The organism is Micrococcus sp. Mcc89, from assembly GCF_024519795.1.
In the GTDB taxonomy this organism is placed as follows: Bacteria; Actinomycetota; Actinomycetes; order Actinomycetales; family Micrococcaceae; genus Micrococcus; species Micrococcus luteus.
Genome location: NZ_JALJRI010000051.1, coordinates 1 through 18,914, shown reverse-complemented (window position 1 = coordinate 18,914; position 18,914 = coordinate 1). Strand labels below are relative to the sequence as shown.

Annotated in this window: 15 protein-coding genes; 3 read left to right on the top strand and 12 right to left on the bottom strand. The window is 75.5% G+C overall.

What is annotated here, in order from left to right; genetic code table 11:
* Positions 1–3: 3 nt before the first annotated feature.
* From NR072_RS06000 to NR072_RS05990, 3 genes are read right to left on the bottom strand one after another with little or no spacing between them, the layout of a single operon-like run.
* Entirely contained in the window at positions 4–2,196 is a 2,193-nt protein-coding gene (locus tag NR072_RS06000; RefSeq protein WP_256836499.1) for an ATP-dependent DNA helicase RecG, read from the bottom strand.
* Positions 2,186–3,223 (bottom strand): DAK2 domain-containing protein, encoded by a 1,038-nt coding sequence (locus NR072_RS05995; RefSeq protein ID WP_256836498.1) that lies wholly within the window; start codon positions 3,221–3,223, stop codon positions 2,186–2,188. Before NR072_RS05995 ends, NR072_RS06000 begins: the two co-directional genes overlap by 11 nt.
* Positions 3,220–4,344: an LCP family protein gene (locus tag NR072_RS05990; protein ID WP_242934240.1), complete on the bottom strand. Its 1,125-nt coding sequence runs from the start codon at positions 4,342–4,344 to the stop codon at positions 3,220–3,222. The genes NR072_RS05995 and NR072_RS05990 overlap by 4 nt, the downstream gene beginning before the upstream one ends.
* Before the next feature lie 89 nt (positions 4,345–4,433).
* On the opposite strand from NR072_RS05990, the gene NR072_RS05985 reads away from it, so the two are divergent.
* Positions 4,434–4,913 (top strand): DUF3515 family protein, encoded by a 480-nt coding sequence (locus NR072_RS05985; protein ID WP_069941790.1) that lies wholly within the window; start codon positions 4,434–4,436, stop codon positions 4,911–4,913.
* Between the two features lie 17 nt (positions 4,914–4,930).
* Here NR072_RS05985 and NR072_RS05980 read toward each other — a convergent pair whose 3' ends face one another.
* The 6 genes from NR072_RS05980 to leuC all read right to left on the bottom strand — a co-directional run bounded on the left by NR072_RS05980 (position 4,931) and on the right by leuC (position 11,420).
* Entirely contained in the window at positions 4,931–6,070 is a 1,140-nt protein-coding gene (locus tag NR072_RS05980; RefSeq protein WP_256836494.1) for a D-alanine--D-alanine ligase family protein, read from the bottom strand.
* Entirely contained in the window at positions 6,067–7,104 is a 1,038-nt protein-coding gene (locus tag NR072_RS05975; RefSeq protein ID WP_036382068.1) for an NAD(P)H-dependent glycerol-3-phosphate dehydrogenase, read from the bottom strand. The genes NR072_RS05980 and NR072_RS05975 overlap by 4 nt, the downstream gene beginning before the upstream one ends.
* Complete coding sequence (locus NR072_RS05970) at positions 7,101–7,775, bottom strand: 1-acyl-sn-glycerol-3-phosphate acyltransferase (protein ID WP_095347316.1); 675 nt, start codon at positions 7,773–7,775, stop codon at positions 7,101–7,103. Before NR072_RS05970 ends, NR072_RS05975 begins: the two co-directional genes overlap by 4 nt.
* 80 nt (positions 7,776–7,855) lie before the next feature.
* The gene (murA, locus tag NR072_RS05965; RefSeq protein WP_002856412.1) at positions 7,856–9,184 is read right to left on the bottom strand and encodes a UDP-N-acetylglucosamine 1-carboxyvinyltransferase; all 1,329 of its coding nucleotides are present in this window, start codon (positions 9,182–9,184) and stop codon (positions 7,856–7,858) included.
* Positions 9,185–9,356: 172 nt separating this feature from the next.
* Entirely contained in the window at positions 9,357–9,962 is a 606-nt protein-coding gene (gene leuD, locus NR072_RS05960) for a 3-isopropylmalate dehydratase small subunit (protein WP_036338085.1), read from the bottom strand.
* A 3-nt stretch (positions 9,963–9,965) separates the two neighbouring features.
* Entirely contained in the window at positions 9,966–11,420 is a 1,455-nt protein-coding gene (gene leuC / locus NR072_RS05955) for a 3-isopropylmalate dehydratase large subunit (RefSeq protein WP_060973445.1), read from the bottom strand.
* 229 nt (positions 11,421–11,649) lie between these two features.
* Here leuC and NR072_RS05950 point away from each other — a divergent pair, with 229 nt between their 5' ends.
* Together NR072_RS05950 and NR072_RS05945 are read left to right on the top strand one after the other, a co-directional pair.
* Complete coding sequence (locus NR072_RS05950) at positions 11,650–12,426, top strand: IclR family transcriptional regulator (RefSeq protein WP_002856418.1); 777 nt, start codon at positions 11,650–11,652, stop codon at positions 12,424–12,426.
* Between the two features lie 123 nt (positions 12,427–12,549).
* Complete coding sequence (locus tag NR072_RS05945; protein WP_061867861.1) at positions 12,550–14,016, top strand: UDP-glucose/GDP-mannose dehydrogenase family protein; 1,467 nt, start codon at positions 12,550–12,552, stop codon at positions 14,014–14,016.
* Positions 14,017–14,043: 27 nt separating this feature from the next.
* Here NR072_RS05945 and NR072_RS05940 read toward each other — a convergent pair whose 3' ends face one another.
* Genes NR072_RS05940 through NR072_RS05930 form a run of 3 tightly spaced genes read right to left on the bottom strand, consistent with a single transcriptional unit; the run spans position 14,044 to position 18,754 of the window.
* Entirely contained in the window at positions 14,044–15,192 is a 1,149-nt protein-coding gene (locus NR072_RS05940; RefSeq protein ID WP_061867862.1) for a thiamine-monophosphate kinase, read from the bottom strand.
* The gene (locus tag NR072_RS05935) at positions 15,189–16,949 is read right to left on the bottom strand and encodes a GTPase (protein ID WP_061867863.1); all 1,761 of its coding nucleotides are present in this window, start codon (positions 16,947–16,949) and stop codon (positions 15,189–15,191) included. Before NR072_RS05935 ends, NR072_RS05940 begins: the two co-directional genes overlap by 4 nt.
* A complete protein-coding gene (locus tag NR072_RS05930) occupies positions 16,946–18,754 on the bottom strand; it encodes a dynamin family protein (RefSeq protein ID WP_373021498.1) in 1,809 nt (602 codons plus the stop codon). The genes NR072_RS05935 and NR072_RS05930 overlap by 4 nt, the downstream gene beginning before the upstream one ends.
* Between the last annotated feature and the right edge of the window lie 160 nt (positions 18,755–18,914).

The following is an 18,914-nucleotide window of genomic DNA, read 5'->3' as shown; positions in this document are numbered from 1 at the left end:
GGCTCAGCCCTTCTCGAGGTAGTCGGCGGCGGTGAGGTGCTCAGCCTCCCAGCGGGCCACCTCGGCGGCGAGCGCCGGGTGGGCGGAGAGCCCCGGGCCGGCCGCCATGACCTGCGCGACGGCGTCGGCGGCCACGGCGATCAGCGGGGCGTCGGCGATGACGTCCACGTGGTGCAGCCCCGAGGCGAGCCCGGACTGGGCGGCGCCGAGCACGTCGCCGACACCGCGCTGGGCGAGGTCCTCCTGCGCGATGCGCATGCCGTCCTGCTCCTGGGCCAGGACCTCGAGCCGGCGCAGCGACGGGTGCCCGTCCGGCAGGCGCGTGGCCAGCAGGCAGACCGCCGCCCCGGGCCCGCGGCCCACGCGGCCGCGCAGCTGGTGCAGGGTGGACAGGCCGAAGTCGTCGGCGTCGAGGATCGCCATGACCGTCGCGTTGGGCACGTCCACGCCCACCTCGATGACGGTGGTCGCCACGAGCACGTCCGTCTCCCCGCGCGCGAAGGCCTGCATCGCCGCGTCCTGCTCGGCCTGGTCCATGCGCCCGTGCACGGCGTCGATCCGCAGCCCCGCCAGCGCCGGGAGACCCCGCAGCCGGGGTGTCATCTCCTCCACATTGGCGTGGCCCGGGTCGGCGTCGTCGGGGTCGATGCGCGGGCACACCACGAACGCCTGGTGGCCGGCCGCCACGTGCTCGGCGATCAGCTCCCACACCCGGCCGATCACGCGCGGGCCGTGGGCCATCCGCGCCACGTGCGTGGTGACCGGCTGACGCCCCGAGGGCAGCCCCTCGAGCACCGACAGGTCCAGGTCGCCGAACACCGTCATTGCCACGGAGCGCGGGATGGGCGTGGCGGACATGACGAGCAGGTGCGTGCCGGGGTTGGCCCGCCGCAGGGCCTCGCGCTGGTCCACACCGAAGCGGTGCTGCTCGTCGACGACGGCCAGGGCCAGCTCGGCGAAGCCCACCTTCTCGGAGAGCAGCGCGTGCGTCCCGACGGCGATGCCTGCCTCACCGGAGGCCAGGGCCAGCAGCGCCTCGCGGCGTGCGGCGGTCTTGAGCGAGCCGGTGACCAGCACGACCCTCGTGGCCGGGCCGTCGCCGGCCCCGAGGGTGCCGGCCTCGGCGAGGGGGCCCATCAGGCGCAGCAGGGCGCGGTGGTGCTGCGCGGCGAGCACCTCGGTGGGCGCCACCAGGGCGGCCTGGCCGCCGGCGTCCACGACCTGCAGCATCGCCCGCAGGGCCACGAGCGTCTTGCCCGCGCCCACGTCCCCCTGCAGCAGCTGGCTCATCGGGGCGTCCCGGGCCAGCTCGGCGGACAGCTGCTCCCCCACCGCCACCTGGCCGGGCGTCAGCGCGAACGGCAGGCGGGCGTCGAGGGCCTCGAGCAGGCCGCCGGGCCGCGGCGGGCGGGGCACGGCGGGCACCGCCCGCTCCCGGTCCCGGCGCCAGGCGAGCGCGGCCTGGACGAGCAGCGCCTCACGCAGGGCGAGCGCGGTCCGCGCCGGACCGGTGGCGGCGACGTCGTGCGGGGCGTGCAGGTCCCGGTACGCCTGGGCGGTGCCCGGCAGCGGCGCGTCCAGGTCGAGCGCCGCGGCGGCCTCCGCGCGGATCCGCTCGGTGAGCAGTTCCGGGATGCGGCCCAGGTCGACGGTCTCGAGCACTCGGGCGACGGCGGAGCGGACCGTCCACGACGGCAGCTTCCCCGTGGCCCGGTAGAGCGGGACCGGTCGCACGTCCACCTCCCCCGGGGTGACGTCGTCGTCCAGGAGGGCGAAGTCCGGGTTGTTCAGCGTGATCCGGCCGCGGTACTCGGTCGTGCGGCCCTGGAACATGGCGGTCATGCCGGGGGCGAGGCGGCGGCGGGCGTCGTGGCCGTTGAAGAAGGCCATAGACAGGCTCGCCCCCGGCACGCCCGCCACGGACGGGTCCGCGACGGTGACGTCCACGATGAACCCGGGCCGGCTGTGCATGCGCCGCGTGGTCACCGACTCCACGACGGCGACGACGGTCACCTCGGCGTCGTGCGGCAGCGCGGCGATGGGGGTGAGCTCGCCGCGCTCGATCCAGCGGCGCGGCACGTGGTCCAGCAGGTCCCCGACCGTGGTCAGCCCGAGCTCCTTCTCGAGGCGGGCGGGCAGCTTCCCGCCCAGCACCTCGGACAGGGGCAAGTCGGTGACCGGGGCCTCAGCGGCCATGGCACCCGTCCGGTGCGGCGTCGCCGTGCGACGGCCCGGCCAGGTCGGTGACGGTCAGGCCCTCGACGTCGCCGGCGGCCCGCAGGGGGCCGATCGCGTCCTCGGCGCGGGGCACGTGCACGTGGACCCGCCACGGGACCCGGCCCTGCCCGTCACGGGCGGTCCCGAGGGGGGCCAGGATCACGGCGTCCCCCACGTCGGCCAGCCGTCGGCGCAGCTCGGCCGCGGCGAGCGGGGTCAGGGCCAGGGTGCCCATCACCTCGACGGCCCCCTCGGCCGGCGCCTCCGCCTCGGCGACGGGCTCGCCCTCCGCGGCGTGGGCGCCCTCGACGTAGCCGGGGAGCGCGGTGGCCAACTCCTCGTCCACGGGCGTGCCCGTCACGACGGAGCGCAGCGCCTCGAACACCCAGAGCAGCCCGACGGCACCGGCGTCCACGACCTGCGCCCGGGTCAGCGGGGCGAGCAACGACTCGGTCTCCTCCACGGCCTGCACGCAGTCGGCCAGCATGACGGTCACGGCCGGGCCGAGCCGCACGGCCGGGTCCGCGTCCCCGGCCACCGCGGGGGTGTCGGGGGCCTGGGTGGACGAGCGCGCGAGGCTGCGGGCGGCCGCGGAGAGCACCGTGAGGATCGTCCCCTCGCGCGGATCCGACAGGGCCTGCCGGGCGGCCCGGTCGGCGGCTCCGAACGCCGCCGCCAGGGCGAACGCGTCGACACGCTCCCGGCCGCGCAGGGGCTCGGCCATCCCCGCCAGGCTGACCGCCAGCAACATGCCCGAGTTGCCCCGGGCCGAGTCCAGCGCGGCCGCCCCCGCGTGCGCGAGCACGGCGCCGGCGTCGTCCTGTGCGGGGCAGGCGTCGGCCGCGGTGCGGGCCGCCGTCAGCGTGGCGAGCATGTTCGTGCCCGTGTCCGCGTCCGGGACCGGGAAGAGGTTCAGGGCGTCGAGTCGCGGTGCGGCCCGGCCCACGAGCTCCTCCGCGAGCGCGAGCCAGTGCCGTACCAGTGACGGCCGGGACGGCGTGCTCACTGCGCGACGGCCTCCCCCAGGGTGCCGGTGCGGATGCCCTCGCCCAGGCGGGCGATCGCCGCCCAGTCCGGCCACACGACGTCCTCGCCGGTGTCCGTGTAGCCCACGCCCACGGACGGCACCGTGCTGGTCACGATCGGGGCATCGCGCGCATCGCGCAGGGACCACGCCAGGTTCGCGAGGGTGCCGGAGTCGAGCTCGTCGTCGAGGGTCAGGAAGGGGGCGAACTCCTCGACGGCGGCCTGCACGCGGCTCGGGTCCGAGAGGGTGTCCCGCGAGAGGAACGCGGCCACGATGGCCTTGACCAGGCGCTGCTGGTTCTCCACGCGGTCGAAGTCGCTGCGCGGCAGGTTGTACCGTTCCCGCGCGTAGGCCAGGGCCTTGTCCCCGTCCATCTGCACGGTGCCCGCGGGGAAGTCGATGCCGCCGGTCGAGACGAAGGCGGCAGGGTTGTCCACGCTGACGCCGCCCAGGGCGTCCACGAGGCCCTTGAAGCCGGCGAGGTCCACGGCGATCACGTGGTCCACGCGTGCCTGGAACATGTTCTCCGCGGTGGCCACCGTCAGCGGGATGCCGCCGTACTGGTAGGCGGCGTTGACCTTGTGGTCCCCGTGCCCCGGGATCGGCACCCACATGTCACGCATGATGGACATGACCTGGATCTCGCTGCGGTCCCCGGGCACGTGGACCCACATGAGGGTGTCCGATCGGCCGGCGGAGTCACGGCCCTCCGCGCCCGCGTCCTCGCCGACGAGCAGCACGTCGAGGGCCTGCTCGTCCGCCTTCTCGTCCGCGCCCGGGGCGACGGGGCCCTGGGCGCCCTCGGCGGCCTGTTCCGCGTCCATGCCGGGCGGCGGCGCGGTGGGCTGCTGGGCGGACGCCCCCGCGGCGCCCGGGCGGCCCGACTCGGCGGGGAACGCGCCGCCGTCGAAGCGCTGGGTGTCCTGGTCGATGATCCGGGCGATCCCGCCGACGTACACCGCCGCCGCGATGCCCACGGCCAGCAGCGCCACGAGCACCACCGCCAGGGCGATCAGCCACGGGCGGCGACGACGACGGCGCCGCCCGACGGCGACGTCCTCCTGCGGGGGGCGGGGGCGGGGGTCCGCGGTGCTGCTCACGTGGGCTCCTGAGGCGGGGACGGGAATGGTCCCGCCCATGCTAGGGCACGGGCCCCCGCGGGTCCCGGCGCCGCACGTATCCTGGGCGGATGGAATCCCGCCGTCTGCGTCGTCTCGTGCCCCTCCTGACCGCGATCGCCCTCGGCGCCACGGCCTGCACCGGACGGGTGGCCACGGTGGAGGCCGCGCCCCACGCCGCTGACCCGGCGTGTGCCCCGGCCATGGTGGCCATGCCCGACGCCCTGGGCGACCTCGACCTGCGCCCCACCGACAGCCAGGCGACGGCCGTGTGGGGTGACCCGGCCGCCGTCGTCCTGCGCTGCGGCGCCGAGGTCCCCGGCCCCACCACGGACCGCTGCATCTCCGTGGACGGGATCGACTGGGTCATCCGGGACGAGGACGAGAACTGGCGGATCACCACCTACGGCCGTGACCCGGCCGTGGAGGTGCTGTTCGGCAAGGACCAGGCCAGCTCGGACACCGTGATGGTGGGCCTGTCCTCGGCGGTCGCGCAGATCGAGCCCAGCGGCGGCTGCGTCGGCGTGCAGGACGCCACACCCGTCGGCTGAGACCGGCGCGGGCCGCGTCAGTGCAGGCCGACGCCCCGCTCGAGGGCGAGGTCCAGCAGCTCCGAGATCAGATCGTCGTAGGACAGGCCCGTCCGCTCCCACATGGCCGGGTACATGCTGATGGGCGTGAAGCCCGGCATGGTGTTGATCTCGTTGACCACCCAGCGCCCGTCCGGGGTGAAGAAGAAGTCGCAGCGGCCCAGGCCGGACCCGTCCACGGCCTCGAAGGCGCGGATCGCCAGGGCGCGCAGCCGCTCGATCTCCTCCCCCGGCAGCTCGGCCGGGCAGGACAGCTGGGTGGTGCCGGTGTCCTGGTACTTCGACTCGAAGTCGTAGAACTGCGTCTCGCCCTCGTCGTGGGCCACGACGATCTCCCCCGGCAGCGAGGCGCGCGGGGCGGCGGCGCCGTGCCCGTCGAGGACGGCGCACTCGATCTCGCGGCCGACGATGCCCGCCTCCACCACGACCTTGGGGTCGAAGCGACGGGCCTCCTCGACGGCGGCGCGCAGACCCGCGGGCTCGGTGACGCGGGTGATGCCGAAGGAGGAGCCGGCGCGGGCGGGCTTGACGAACAGCGGGTAGGCGAGCGCCCCGGCGCGGGCGAGGGCCGCCTCCGGATCGCGCGCCCAGTCGCGGGCGGTGATGGTCTCCCACGGGCCGACCTCGAGGCCGGCGGCCTGGAAGGCGACCTTCATGAAGTGCTTGTCCATGCCGACCGCGGAGGCGAGCACGCCGCAGCCCACATAGGGCAGACCCAGCGACTCGAACATGCCCTGGAGGGTGCCGTCCTCGCCCCAGGGGCCGTGCAGCAGCGGGAACACGACGTCCACCGGGCCCAGCGAGGAGCCGTCGGCCGCGGTCAGCTCGACGGTGCCGTCCGGCAGGGCGCGCAGGCTCACCGGGGCCTCGGGCTCCGGCACCTCCGGCAGGGCGTCGCCGTCCAGGCGGAACGAGGCCACGTCCAGCTCGTCGTGCGACCACAGGCCGGAGCGGGCCACACCCACCGGCACGACGTCCCAGCGCTGACGGTCGGCCGCGTGCAGCACGCCCGCCGCGGTCACGCAGCTGATGGGGTGCTCGCTCGAGCGGCCGCCGAAGAGCAGGAGCACGCGGGGACGCGCGTCGGCGGCGGCCTCCGGGGCGGGGGTGGCGGTCATGCGGTGCGTCCTTCCGACTTCAGGTCACGGGCGAGCAGCAGCTCGGCGAGGCGGTCCACGGCCACGTCCCCGGCGACCACCCGGTCCATCAGCTCGCTGATGGGCATCTCCACACCGTGGGCGCGAGCGGCGTGCACGATGGCGGAGACGGACTTGATGCCCTCGGCCGTCTGGCTCATGGCGGCCACCGCCTCCTCCGCGCTGAGGCCGGTGCCGATGTGGCGGCCGGCCGTGCGGTTGCGGGAGAGGGGCGAGGCGCACGTGGCCACGAGGTCGCCCAGGCCGGCGAGCCCGGCCATGGTGGCCGGGTCGCCGCCGAGCGCGACGGCCAGCCGGGTGGTCTCGGCCAGGCCCCGGGTGATGACGGAGGCCTTGGAGTTGTCCCCCAGCCCCTGCCCATCGCAGATGCCCACGGCGAGCGCGATGACGTTCTTCACCACCCCGCCGATCTCCACGCCCACGACGTCCGTGTTCGTGTAGGGCCGGAAGGTCCGGCCGGCCGTGAGGGCGGCGATGCGCTCCGCCGTCGCGCGCGAGGCCGAGGCGACCACCGTGGCGGTGGGCTCGCCGCGCGCGATCTCGAGAGCGAGGTTGGGTCCGGAGACCACCGCGAACCGGTCCGGGCTGAGGCCCAGCTCCTCCGCGCAGACCTGCGACATCCGCGCGTCGGTGCCGCGCTCGAGGCCCTTGACGAGGGAGACCACGACGGCGTCCGGGGCCAGGTCGGCGCGCACGGTGCGCAGCGTCTCGCGCACGTGCTGCGCGGGCACGGCCACCACCACGACGCCGGCGCCCCGGACCGCCTCGGCGGCGTCGGTGACGGCGCGCACGCAGGTGGGCAGGGTGATGCCGGGCAGGTACTCGGGGTTCTCGTGTCGCTCGGTGATGGCCTCGGCGACCTCGGCCCGCCGGGACCACATCACGATCTCGGACGCGCGGGCGGACTCGGGGCTGGTGCTCAGGCCCAGGACGCGGGCGAAGGCCGACCCCCAGCTGCCGGCCCCGAGGACGGCGACGGTGCGCGGATCGCTCATGCCCCGATCACCCGCGCTCCGGTCGTGGGATCCCAGCGGCCCTCCGGGGCCGGTTCTCCGCGCAGCTCGGCGACCAGGTCGGTGATCGCGGCCATCATGCGGCCGGTGCCCTCGCGCAGGGTCGCCGCCGTCACGGGGCGGTCCCGCAGGTCCGCGAGGTCGACGGGCGCGCCGACCCGGATCCGGGCGGTCTTGCGCGGGAGGACGCGGAGGGAGCGGCCGCCGTACGGCAGCAGCTCCTGGATGCCCCACTGACCGACGGGGATGAGCGGGGCGCCGGTCTGCAGGGCGAGGCGCACGGCCCCGTTGCGCCCGGCCATGGGCCAGCCGTCGGGATCGCGGGTGACGGTGCCCTCCGGGTAGACGATGATCGCCCGGCCCGTGGCGACGGCCTCGCGGGCGGCGGCGAGCGAGCGGCCGCCGTCGCGGGTGCGCTCGACCGGGATCATGCGGGTGGCCTCGAGGACCTGCTTGAGCACGGGCACCTTCCAGAGCTCGGCCTTGGCGAGGAAGGTCGGCAGCAGGCCCTGGTTGTAGACCATGTGGGCCACGGAGAGCGGGTCCACCTCCGAGATGTGGTTGACGGCGAGGATCGCGCCGGTCTCGGGCAGGTGCTCGGTCCCCTCCCACACCTGGCGGACGAGGGCCCGCATCGCCGGTCGCACGATCACCCCCGGGATCACGTAGGGGGCCCGCGCGGCACGCGTCGGACGACCCCCCGCGGCGGCAGGGCTCTGCGCGTCCACGCCGCTCACCGGTCGCGTTCGGTCAGCTCGACGTCGGCGCCGAGGCCCTCGAGCTTCGCCATGAAGTGCTCGTAGCCGCGGTTGATGATCTCCAGGCCCGTCGCCGTGGAGGTGCCCTCGGCGGTGAGGGCGGCGATCAGGTGGGAGAAGCCGCCGCGCAGGTCCGGGATGTCGAACTCGACGCCGTGCAGCGGCGTCGGGCCGGAGATCACGGCCGAGTGCAGGAAGTTGCGCTGACCGAAGCGGCACGGCACGGAGCCGAGGCACTCGCGGTGCAGCTGGATGGAGGCGCCCATCCGCACGAGGGCGTCGGTGAAGCCGAAGCGGTTCTCGTACACGGTCTCGTGCACGATGGAGACCCCCTTGGCCTGGGTCAGCGCCACCACGAGGGGCTGCTGCCAGTCGGTCATGAAGCCGGGGTGCACATCCGTCTCGAGCACGAGCGGGTTGAGATCGCCGCCGGCGTGCCAGAACCGGATGCCGTCGTCGACGACGTCGAACTCGCCGCCGATCTTGCGGTAGGTGTTCAGGAACGCCGTCAGGTCGCGCTGCTCGGCGCCGCGGACGTAGATGTCCCCGCGGGTGGCCAGGGCGGCGGAGGCCCACGAGGCGGACTCGTTGCGGTCGGGCAGCGCGATGTGGTTGTAGCCGCGCATCTCGCTCACGCCCTCGATGCGGATGGTGCGGTCCGTCTGCACGGTGATGATCGCGCCCATCTTCTGCAGGACGGCGATGAGGTCGTGGATCTCCGGCTCGACGGCGGCGCCCTTGAGCTCGGTGATGCCCTCGGCCTTCACGGCGGTCAGCAGCACCTGCTCGGTGGCGCCGACGGAGGGGTACGGCAGCTCGAGCTTGGCGCCGTGCAGGCCCTTGGGGGCGGAGATGGAGATGCCGCCCGGGCGCTTGTCCACGACGGCGCCGAAGTTGCGCAGCACGGCCAGGTGGTAGTCGATCGGGCGGTCGCCGATCTTGCAGCCGCCGAGGTCGGGGATGAAGGCCTCCCCGATCGCGTGCATGAGCGGGCCGCAGAAGAGGATCGGGATGCGCGAGTCGCCGGCATGGGCGTCGATCTCGGCGGTCAGGGCCGACTTCACCCCGGCCGGGTCCATCGTGATCCGCCCGGTCTCCTTGTCCCACTCCACGGACACGCCGTGGATCTCGAGGAGGGAGCTGACGACGTCCACGTCCTTGATCTCGGGGATGTTCCGGAGCACGGACGGCGAGTTGCCGAGCAGGGCGGCCACCATGGCCTTGGGCACCAGGTTCTTGGCGCCGCGCACGGTCACCTCACCGGTCAGCGGCTTGCCGCCATGGATGGTCAAGAGCTTCGCCATGCGCGTCCTTCCTCAGCGCGGCCGCAGGGCCACGGTCTCGGCCACTCCGCCGGAGCGGGGAGGTCTCTGAACGGGACCGCCCGCCGTGTGCGGCGGGCGGTCCCGGAATCGCCTCCCAGCATAGGGCGTCGCCGGGCACGGGCGGCAATGGTGCGCTCCCGGCGGCGGCCGGTCAGCCGGCCGTGCGGGCCGGCAGGGTGGTGGGCTTGTACGCGGGGCGGTCCGCCTCGTAGGCGTCGATCTCGGCCTGGTGCCCCAGGGTGACGGCGATGTCGTCCAGGCCCTCGAGCAGCCGGTGACGGGTGTCGTCGTCGATCTGGAACGGGGCGGTCACATCCCCGCACTCGACGGTGCGTGTGACGAGGTCCACGGTGACCGGGGTCCCGGGACGGTTCTCCAGCTCCTTCCAGATGCGCTCGACGTCCTCCTGCTCCACCTGGGCCGCGACGAGCCCCTGCTTGGCGGAGTTGCCGCGGAAGATGTCCGCGAAGCGCGGGGAGATCACGGCGCGGAAGCCGTAGTCCTTGAGCGCCCACACGGCGTGTTCGCGCGAGGAGCCGGTGCCGAAGTCCGAGCCCGCCACGAGCACGGTGCCCCCGCTGAACGGCTCGGTGTTCAGGATGAAGTCGGGGTCCTGGCGCCAGCCTGCGAACAGGGCGTCCTCGAAGCCCGTGCGGGAGATCCGCTTGAGGTACACAGCCGGGATGATCTGGTCCGTGTCCACGTTCGAGGCGCGCAGCGGCACGCCGACGCCGGTGTGGGTGGTGAACTTCTCCATGGCTCAGGCCTCCTGGGGGGTGAGGGCGGGCAGGTCGGACGGGCTGGCGAGGCGGCCCAGCACGGCGGTGGCCGCGGCGACCACCGGGGACACCAGGTGGGTGCGCCCGCCCTTGCCCTGCCGGCCCTCGAAGTTGCGGTTGGAGGTGGACGCGCAGCGCTCCCCCGGGGAGAGCTGGTCCGGGTTCATGCCCAGGCACATGGAGCAGCCGGCGAACCGCCACTCGGCCCCGAAGTCCTCGAACACCCTGTCCAGGCCCTCGTCCATCGCCTGCAGACGCACGCGCGCCGAGCCCGGCACGACCATGACGCGCAGCCCCTCGGCCTTGCGCCGGCCCCGGACGACCTCGGCGAACGCCCGCAGGTCCTCGATGCGGGAGTTGGTGCACGAGCCCATGAACACGGTGTCGACCTCGACCTGCTTCATCGGGGTCCCGGGGGCCAAATCCATGTAGGACAGCGCCTTGCGGGCCGCCTCCTGGGCCACCGGGTCGGCGAAGTCCTCGGGCGCGGGGACGGTGTCGTTCAGGCTCACGCCCTGCCCCGGGTTGGTGCCCCACGTGACGAACGGCTCCAGCGTGTCCGCGTCGATGACCACCTCGGCGTCGAACTCCGCCCCCTCGTCCGTGGCGAGGGTGCGCCAGTGCTCGACGGCGGCGTCCCAGTCGGCGCCCTCGGGGGCATGGGGCCGTCCCTTCAGGTAGGCGAAGGTGGTCTCGTCCGGGGCGACCATGCCGGCGCGGGCGCCGGCCTCGATGGACATGTTGCAGATGGTCATCCGGCCCTCCATGGAGAGGTTCCGGATGGCCTCACCGCGGTACTCGAGCACGAAGCCCTGGCCCCCGCCCGTGCCGATCTTCGCGATGACCGCGAGGATGATGTCCTTGGCCGTCACACCCGGGCGCAGCGTGCCGTCCACGGTGACCGCCATGGTCTTGAAGGGCTTCAGCGGCAGGGTCTGGGTGGCCAGGACGTGCTCGACCTCGGAGGTGCCGATGCCGAACGCCAGGGCGCCGAACGCACCGTGGGTGGAGGTGTGGGAGTCGCCGCAGACCACGGTGAGGCCGGGCTGGGTCAGGCCCAGCTGGGGGCCGACGACGTGGACGATGCCCTGCTCGGCGTCGCCCAACGGGTGCAGGCGCACACCGAACTCGGCGCAGTTGGCCCGCAGGGTCTCGATCTGGGTGCGCGAGGTGGGATCCGCGATCGGCTGGTCGATGTCCAGCGTCGGGGTGTTGTGGTCCTCCGTGGCGATGGTCAGGTCGGGCCGACGCACCGGACGCCCGGCCAGACGCAGCCCCTCGAAGGCCTGCGGGCTCGTCACCTCGTGCACGAGGTGCAGGTCGATGTAGAGCAGGTCGGGGGTGCGGGAGGCGCCCTCGCCCTCGCCACGCACCACCACGTGCTCGTCCCAGACCTTCTCGGCCAGCGTCCTGGGCCGCGTCGTCGCCGTCGTCATGTGCCGCACCTTCCTGCTCACGCACCTGTCGGTCGTCGCCCGGCGCGGGGCGCCGGTGCTCACGGACCACTGTGGGGCGCGGCGAGGCCGTTCTCGACCACGCGGCGCAATATTCCATATCGTGAGATTTCGTCTCATATGCCGGACCCGGCGCCGGCCGGCGCGGTCACATGCGACGCACACCGACACCCCCGGTCCGTCCGAGCAGTGAGACGACTACGATCACCCCATGACCACCGAGCCCGTGCGCCCGCCCACCGAGGACGACCTCATCGGCCCCTCGCTCCACCGGCATCCCAGCGGCGTCGGCGTGGTGGACAAGTCGGTGGCGATCCTCGACGCGCTCGAGTCCGGCCCGGCCACGCTCGCCCAGCTCGTCACCGCCACCGGGATCGCGCGGCCCACGCTGCACCGGCTCGCGGCCGCCCTCACGCACCACCGCATGGTGGGCAAGGACCTGCAGGGCCGCTACGTGCTGGGCACCCGCCTGGCCGAGCTCGCCTCCGCCGCCGGCGAGGACCGGCTCACCACGGCCTCCGGCCCGGTGCTGCTGTGGCTGCGCGACGCCACGGGAGAGAGCGCCCAGGTGTTCCGTCGGCAGGCGGACTCCCGCGTGTGCGTGGCCAGCGCGGAGCGGCCCTGGGGCCTGCGCGACACCATCCCCGTGGGCGCCCGCATGTCCATGAAGGCCGGCTCCGCCGCGCAGGTGCTCCTGGCCTGGGAGGACCACGAGCGGCTCGTCGAGGGACTGGCCGGCGCCGTGTTCACACCCACCGTCCTCGCGGCGGTGCGGCGGCGCGGCTGGGCCCAGTCCCTGGCCGAGCGCGAGCCCGGGGTCGCCTCGGTGTCCGCACCGGTGCGCGGCCCCAGCGGACGCGTCATCGCGGCGGTCTCGATCTCCGGCCCCCTCGAGCGGCTCTCCCGCCAGCCGGGCCGACTGCACGCGGACGCCGTCGTCTCCGCCGCGACGCGACTCACCGAGCTCATCCGCGCCGGCGAGGCCTGAGGCCCGCCCGCGCCACCGACGGGATGCGCCGCGGAGACACCCCGTTCTTCCCGCGTTCACCCGCGGGGCCTAGCGTCAGCCAAGTCCCCGACCGCCGCCCCCCGCACCACCGAGGAGTCCGCCGTGACCGAGACGACCGCGCCCGCCGCCCCCGCCGAGCAGGAGGCCGCGCCGCGGCTGTCCGTGATCGGCACGGGCTATCTGGGCGCCACGCACGCCGCCTGCATGGCCGAGCTGGGCTTCGAGGTCCTCGGCGTGGACGTGGACCCGGCCAAGATCGAGCGCCTGGCCCGCGGCGAGGTGCCCTTCCACGAACCCGGCCTGCCCGAGCTGCTGCGCACCCACGTCGCCTCCGGGCGGCTGCGCTTCACCACCGACGTCGCGGAGGCGGCCCGCTGGGCGGGCGTCCACTTCATCGGCGTCGGCACCCCGCAGAAGGTGGGCGAGACCGCGGCGGACCTGAGCTACGTGGACGCCGCCGTCGCCTCCCTCGCCGCGGCGATCGACCGCGACGCGCTGATCGTCGGCAAGTCGACCGTGCCCGTGGGCACGGCGCGCCGCCTGGCCGAGCTCGTGCGCACCGTGCGCGCCGAGGCCGGACTGCCGGGCGAGGTCGAGCTCGCCTGGAACCCCGAGTTCCTCCGGGAGGGCTTCGCCGTGAGGGACACGCTCACCCCGGACCGCCTCGTCATCGGCACGCACGGGCCCCGCGCCGAGGGCATCCTGCGCCGCGTCTACGCGCGGCAGCTCGCGGCCGACACCCCGTGGATCAGCACGGACCTCGAGACGGCCGAGTTGGTGAAGGTGGCCGCCAACGCCTTCCTGGCCACGAAGATCTCGTTCATCAACGCGTTCTCGGAGATCACCGAGAACGTGGGCGGGGACATCGGCACCCTCGCGGACGCGATCGGCCACGACGCGCGGATCGGACGCCGGTTCCTCAACGCGGGCGTGGGCTTCGGGGGCGGCTGCCTGCCCAAGGACATCCGAGCGCTCCAGGCCCGCGTCTCCGAGCTGGGCCTGGACCGGACCATGCGGTTCCTGGCGGAGGTGGACGACATCAACCTGCGCCGCCGTGACCGCGTGGTGGACCTGGCGGTGCAGGTGCTCTCCGCGGCTCGCGACGGCCGCGTCCGCCGGGCCGACGCCTCCGGGCCCGCCCCCACCCCCGCGAGCGTGCAGGTGCTCAACGGCACGCGGATCGCCGTGCTGGGCGTCACGTTCAAGCCGGACTCCGACGACGTCCGGGACTCCCCCGCCCTCGACGTCGCCAACCGTCTCTACACGGCCGGCGCCGACGTCCGGGTGTACGACCCCGAGGGCAATGCCAACGCGGCCGCCCGCTTCCCGCGGCTCGACTACGTGGACTCTCTCGAGGCGGCCGTGGACGGCGCCGAGCTGACCCTGCTGCTGACCGAGTGGCGCCAGTTCCGCGAGATGGATCCGAACGCCGTGGGCGCACGCGTGGCCTCCCGCCTGCTGATCGACGGGCGCAACGTCCTGGACGTCGCCGCGTGGCGCGAGCACGGGTGGGACGTCATCGGCCTCGGCCACCGCTTCGACCCGGAGCGACTCCTCCGCGCGGCCTGACCCGCCCGCGGACCCCGGCCCGGGCGCTCAGCCGGCGAACGGGTCCCAGCCGGACTCGGACAGGGGCCGGTGCCCGGCCGGCGGCCGGGCCCCGGCCGGCACGAGCCGGCCGATCCGCGTGAACCCCCGGGGCAGCTCGGTCTCGGGCCACGCCAGCCCCAGGAGGCCGTAGTCCTCGCCCCCGCCGGTCACGAGCGCCTCCGGGCTGGTCCCGGCCAGGGCGGCCACGCGGCGCAGGGGTGCGGCGGCCTCCGCCAGCCAGGCCTCGCCCAGCCACGGTGCCGGCGCGGGGCCGGCCCCGCCGGTGGCGGCCGCCATGCGGTGCGCGTCCTTGCCCAGGCCGTCGGAGACGTCCATGAGGGTGAGCAGGCCGGCCGTCACCGCGGCGGGCCCGAGGGCCAGCGGCGGGCGGGGTCGCAGCTGGGCGCGGACGGCGCGGGCGAGCTCCCGCGGTGACGGCCGGTCGGCGGCGGGGAGGGCGTCCGCCCGTCGCTCCAGCTCCGCGCGGTCGGTGAGCAGCAGGGTGAGCCCGGCGGCGGCCCACCCCGGCCCCGGGGGCGCGGCGGCCCGGGGACCTCCCGGCACCACCTGGGCATGGACGAGGTCGGCGCCCTCGGCGAGCACGCGGTCCCGGTCCGCCGCGGCCGGCGTGCGGCACAGCACGCCGCCGGGGTGCGGGTCCCCGAGCACCGTCACCGCGGCGTGGACCCGTCCGCCGGTGCCCAGGTCGCCCCCGGCCACCCGGCAGTCCGGCGCGCCGAGGTGACGCACCGCGCCCACGATGCCCGCGGCGAACGACCGCACCCAGGCGACCGACGTCGTCGGCGGCAGGGTGAGGGCGGTGACGAGCGCGGAGGCGGTCCCGCCCATCGCGTTGACGTCCGAGAGGTTCTGGGCGACGGCCTTCCAGCCGGCGTCGTGGCCGCGGGTGCGGGGGCCGGCGGGCCAGCGGTGCAGGAAGTCCGTGCCCTCCCCCATCGCGTCCGTGGAGATGAGCGTCCCGCCGCGGGGCGCGGGCACGAGGGCGGCGTCGTCGCCCGGGGCGACGGTGCCGGCGGGCCAGTGGCCGTCCCGGACGGCGGGGGCGAGCCCGGTCAGGACGACCTCCAGCAGCTCGGCCTCCGTGAGGTCGCCGACGGTCGCCCCCGCCGCGGCCGCGGGGTCGCACACCGTCATCGGCGGCCCCGCCGGACCGGGACGCCGGAGGCCCGGGCGAGGGCGTCGCGGAAGGCGTGGAAGCGGTCCACCTCGGCGCGCACCGGGTCGACGACGAGCCGTCGGCCGACGTCCGTGGTCGCCTCCTCGAGGCGGCGGCGCGCGCGGCGTCCCCGCGCCGCGGCGGTCCACCGGGTCAGGGGGATCGCCAGCAGGGCCAGCAGCACGCCGAGCGCGAGGCCGCCGACGAGCAGCAGCGTCGGGAGGGGGAAGCCCTCGACCGTGGGCGCGGGCGGCAGGGGGAACTGCAGGTACCCGGCCAGGGCGAGGACGCCCAGCCAGCCGGCGCCGACAACGGCGGTGAGGAGGGCGAGCCACTGCAGCACGTCGAGCACGGGGTGCCACCAGCTGCCCCGACCGGCCCCGAGGTCGGTGGCCGCGATCGCCTGGTCCACGGCGCCGGGGAGCTCCTCGGCGTGCTCCCGGCCCGCGCGGCGGATGGCGGCAGCCCACGGCTCGGCGGCCCCCGCGCCGGCCGCGGCGGCCAGCGTGCGGACCGCGCCGTCGACGACGGCCCGCTGGGTGCCCGAGCGCTCGGGCAGGGAGGTGCGGTGCAGCGCGGGGTCGCGGGCGACCTCGTCCCGGTCGCGGCGAGGCGCGGCGCTCTCAGGCATCAGGTGCAGGCGCCGCAGGGGGTCCGCGCGGAAGGAGTGCATCCAGCGCAGCACGGGCCAGCTGGTGCGCTTGGCCGAGCGCAGCCGGTACGAGCCCTCCACCGCCCGGACGACGGCCGGCACACCGCCGGCCACGGCCAGCTCGCGCCCGAGCCGCTGCTCGTCCCCGGGCCCGACACCGGCCGGCTCGCCCTCGCCCGAGGCGGCGGCGAGGTCCGCGGCACGGGCCGCGACGTCCGCGCCCAGGCGTTCGGCGGCCGCGCCGCGCTGGGCGACGATCGCCGCGACCTGCCGGCCGACCTCCTCCAGGCCCTCCCCCGTGCGCGCGGACACGGGCAGCACCCGGACGTCGCCGAGACCGTGCCCCGAGAGCATCCGGCGCAGCGAGGCCAGCACGACGTCCCGGTCACGCACCGAGAGCCGGTCCACCTGGTTGAGCAGCACGAGGGTCACGGCCGCGTGCGAGCCCATGGTCGCCAGGAACTCGCGGTGCAGCACGGCGTCCGCGTACTTCTCCGGGTCCACGACCCACACCAGCACGTCCACGTGGCCGGCCAGCCGGGAGGTGATCTCGCGGTTGCCCCGCTCGACCGAGTCGATGTCCGGCAGGTCCAGCAGGATCAGGCCGGTGGCGTCGGCGCCGTCACGGCGGCCGAAGCCGAGGAAGCCGGGGCGGCCGTCGTCGAGCACGGGCGCCTCGTCCAGCAGGTGGCGGCGGCGCACGCCGAGCCAGTCGAGCAGGGCGGCCGCACCGCCGCCCTCGCCGGTGCCGTCGCCGTGCTCCGCGTCCGGGTCCAGCCCCTGTCCCCGGCCCACGCCCCAGACCGCGGCGAGCGGCTCGGACGTGGTGGGCCGGGTGGCGGCCACGCGGGCCAGGTCGCGGCCGGTGAGCGCGTTGAACAGGGAGGACTTGCCGGAGCCCGTCGCCCCGAAGAACCCGACCACGGTGTGCTCCGCGGAGAGTGCCTGGCGCTCCCCGGCCGCGCGCACGACGGCGTCGGCCCCGGCCACGACGTCCTCGGGCAGGCGACCCGCGGCCAGCTCGGCGGCCTCGCCGAGGGCGTCCAGGCGGGGGGCCAGGGCGGGGGTGTCGCGGCGGCTCATCGGGGCTCCTCCCCCGCCTCGGCGGCGGACGGGGCGTGCTCGGGCCCGGTCGGGCCGTCGACGCCGGCGGCCACCCCGCGGCGCAGCACCGGCACGAGGGCGCGCAGCTCCTCGGTGGCCTGCGGCTCGCGCTCGAGGTGGAGCAGCGGCAGGAAGCGGTCCGCGAGCACGGTCTCGAGGAAGGCCCGCACGCGGCGCTCGAGCAGCTCATCGGCACGCCGGGCCATGCGGCGCACGGCGTCCTCGCCGAAGATCGACTCGAGCAGCTTCTGACCGACGACGGCGGCGCCGCCGGCGATGCCGACCTCGATGCCCGCGAGTCCGCCGGTGGAGGCGAACGAGATGATCATGAGGGCCACGGCCGCACCGTTCACGCCGGTGGCCGCCAGGCGGGCGCGCGTGCGCTTGCCCGCACCCTCCTCCTGGATCAGCGCCAGCACGTCCGACTGCCAGTCCCGCACGACGTCGGCCGCCCGCGCCGACGCGTCCGGCGCCAGGGCACCCAGGTCGCGCCCGGCCACGAGGGCCCGGCCCGCCGGCTCGGACGCCCAGCGCCGCTCGATCTGCTCGGCGGCCGCGGCGGCCGCCTCGACCATCACGGCGTGCAGGCCGGTCTCCAGTGCGGACTCGACCTCTTCGGGCGGGGCCGGGCGCCCGCGCACGAGGGCGCCGAGGCGGTCCCGCAGCCGGCCGATCGTGGTCTCGACGCCGCGGAAGAACTCCCCCGTGCCGACGAAGTCCTGCCAGCGGGAGAGCACCTCGCCGCGCAGCAGCGTGCCGTCCGAGGTGGCCTCACGGACCCGGCCGACGGCCTGGTCCGTGGAGTCCGCCACGATCCGGGCGAGCAGGTCCGCGGCGTGCCGCTGCTCCTCCTCGGCGCGGGCCAGGTCGGCGACGCGGGCGGCCAGCTGGCCCAGCACGCCGTCCACGGTCCGGCGGGCGACGGCGCCGCGCGCCTGGGCGTCGGCGGCGAGGGTCTCGAGCCACGCGCGCAGGCCCGCGACGTGCTCCTGCGGGAGCAGGCCGCGCTCGTCGAAGCGGGTCTCGGGGATCACGTGGATCCGGGCGTCGGCGAGGCCACGCTCGGTGAGCATGCGCCGCAGGTCCGGGGTGATGTCCTCCGCCGCGCCCTCGGGCACGCGGCCGAGCACGACGGCCACGGTGATGTCGCGGGCGGCGGCCTCATCCAGCAGCTGCCAGGGCACGGCGTCGGCGTAGCGATGCGCCGTCGTCGTGAAGATCCACAGGTCGGCGGCCTCGAGGAGCTGCCGGGCCAGCGCGCGGTTCTGGTCCGCCACGGAGTCGATGTCCGGGGCGTCCACGAGGGCGATGCCCGAGGGCAGCGCGGGCTCGGCCACGAGCGCGACCGTGTCCATCGCGGACTGGTCGGGTTCGACGGGGCCGGCGGCCGCATCGCGGTGCACACTGACGCGGGCGAGGTCGGGCAGCACCCGCGGGCCCGTGAACCAGTGGGAGTCGGCGGGGTTGTGCAGCAGCAGCGGCTGGCGCGTGGTGGGCCGCAGGGCGGAGGAGCGGGAGACCTCGTGGCCGACGAGCGCGTTCACCAGCGTGGACTTGCCCGCACCGGTGGAGCCGCCGACGACGGCCAGCAGCGGCGCGTCGAGCGAGTCGAGGCGGGGCAGCACGTAGTCGTCGATCTGGTGCAGGGTGCGCTCGCGCTCGGCGCGGTCCTGCCCCGCGGTGACGGTCTCGAAGGGCAGCTCGAGCGCGGCGAGGTGCTCGCGCACGCGGCGGACGGCCGTGTCGACACCGAGGTCTGGGGCGTTCTGATCCGTGTGTGGCACGTGGGCCATCGTCTCACGGGCGCGCGCCGGCCGCCCATCCCGCCGGCCCGGCCGACGGAGACGACGGAAGCCCGGTCCGCACGGACCGGGCTTCCTGTCACTCGGGTGACCCCAGCGGGATTTGAACCCGCGTTACCGCCGTGAGAGGGCGGCGTACTAG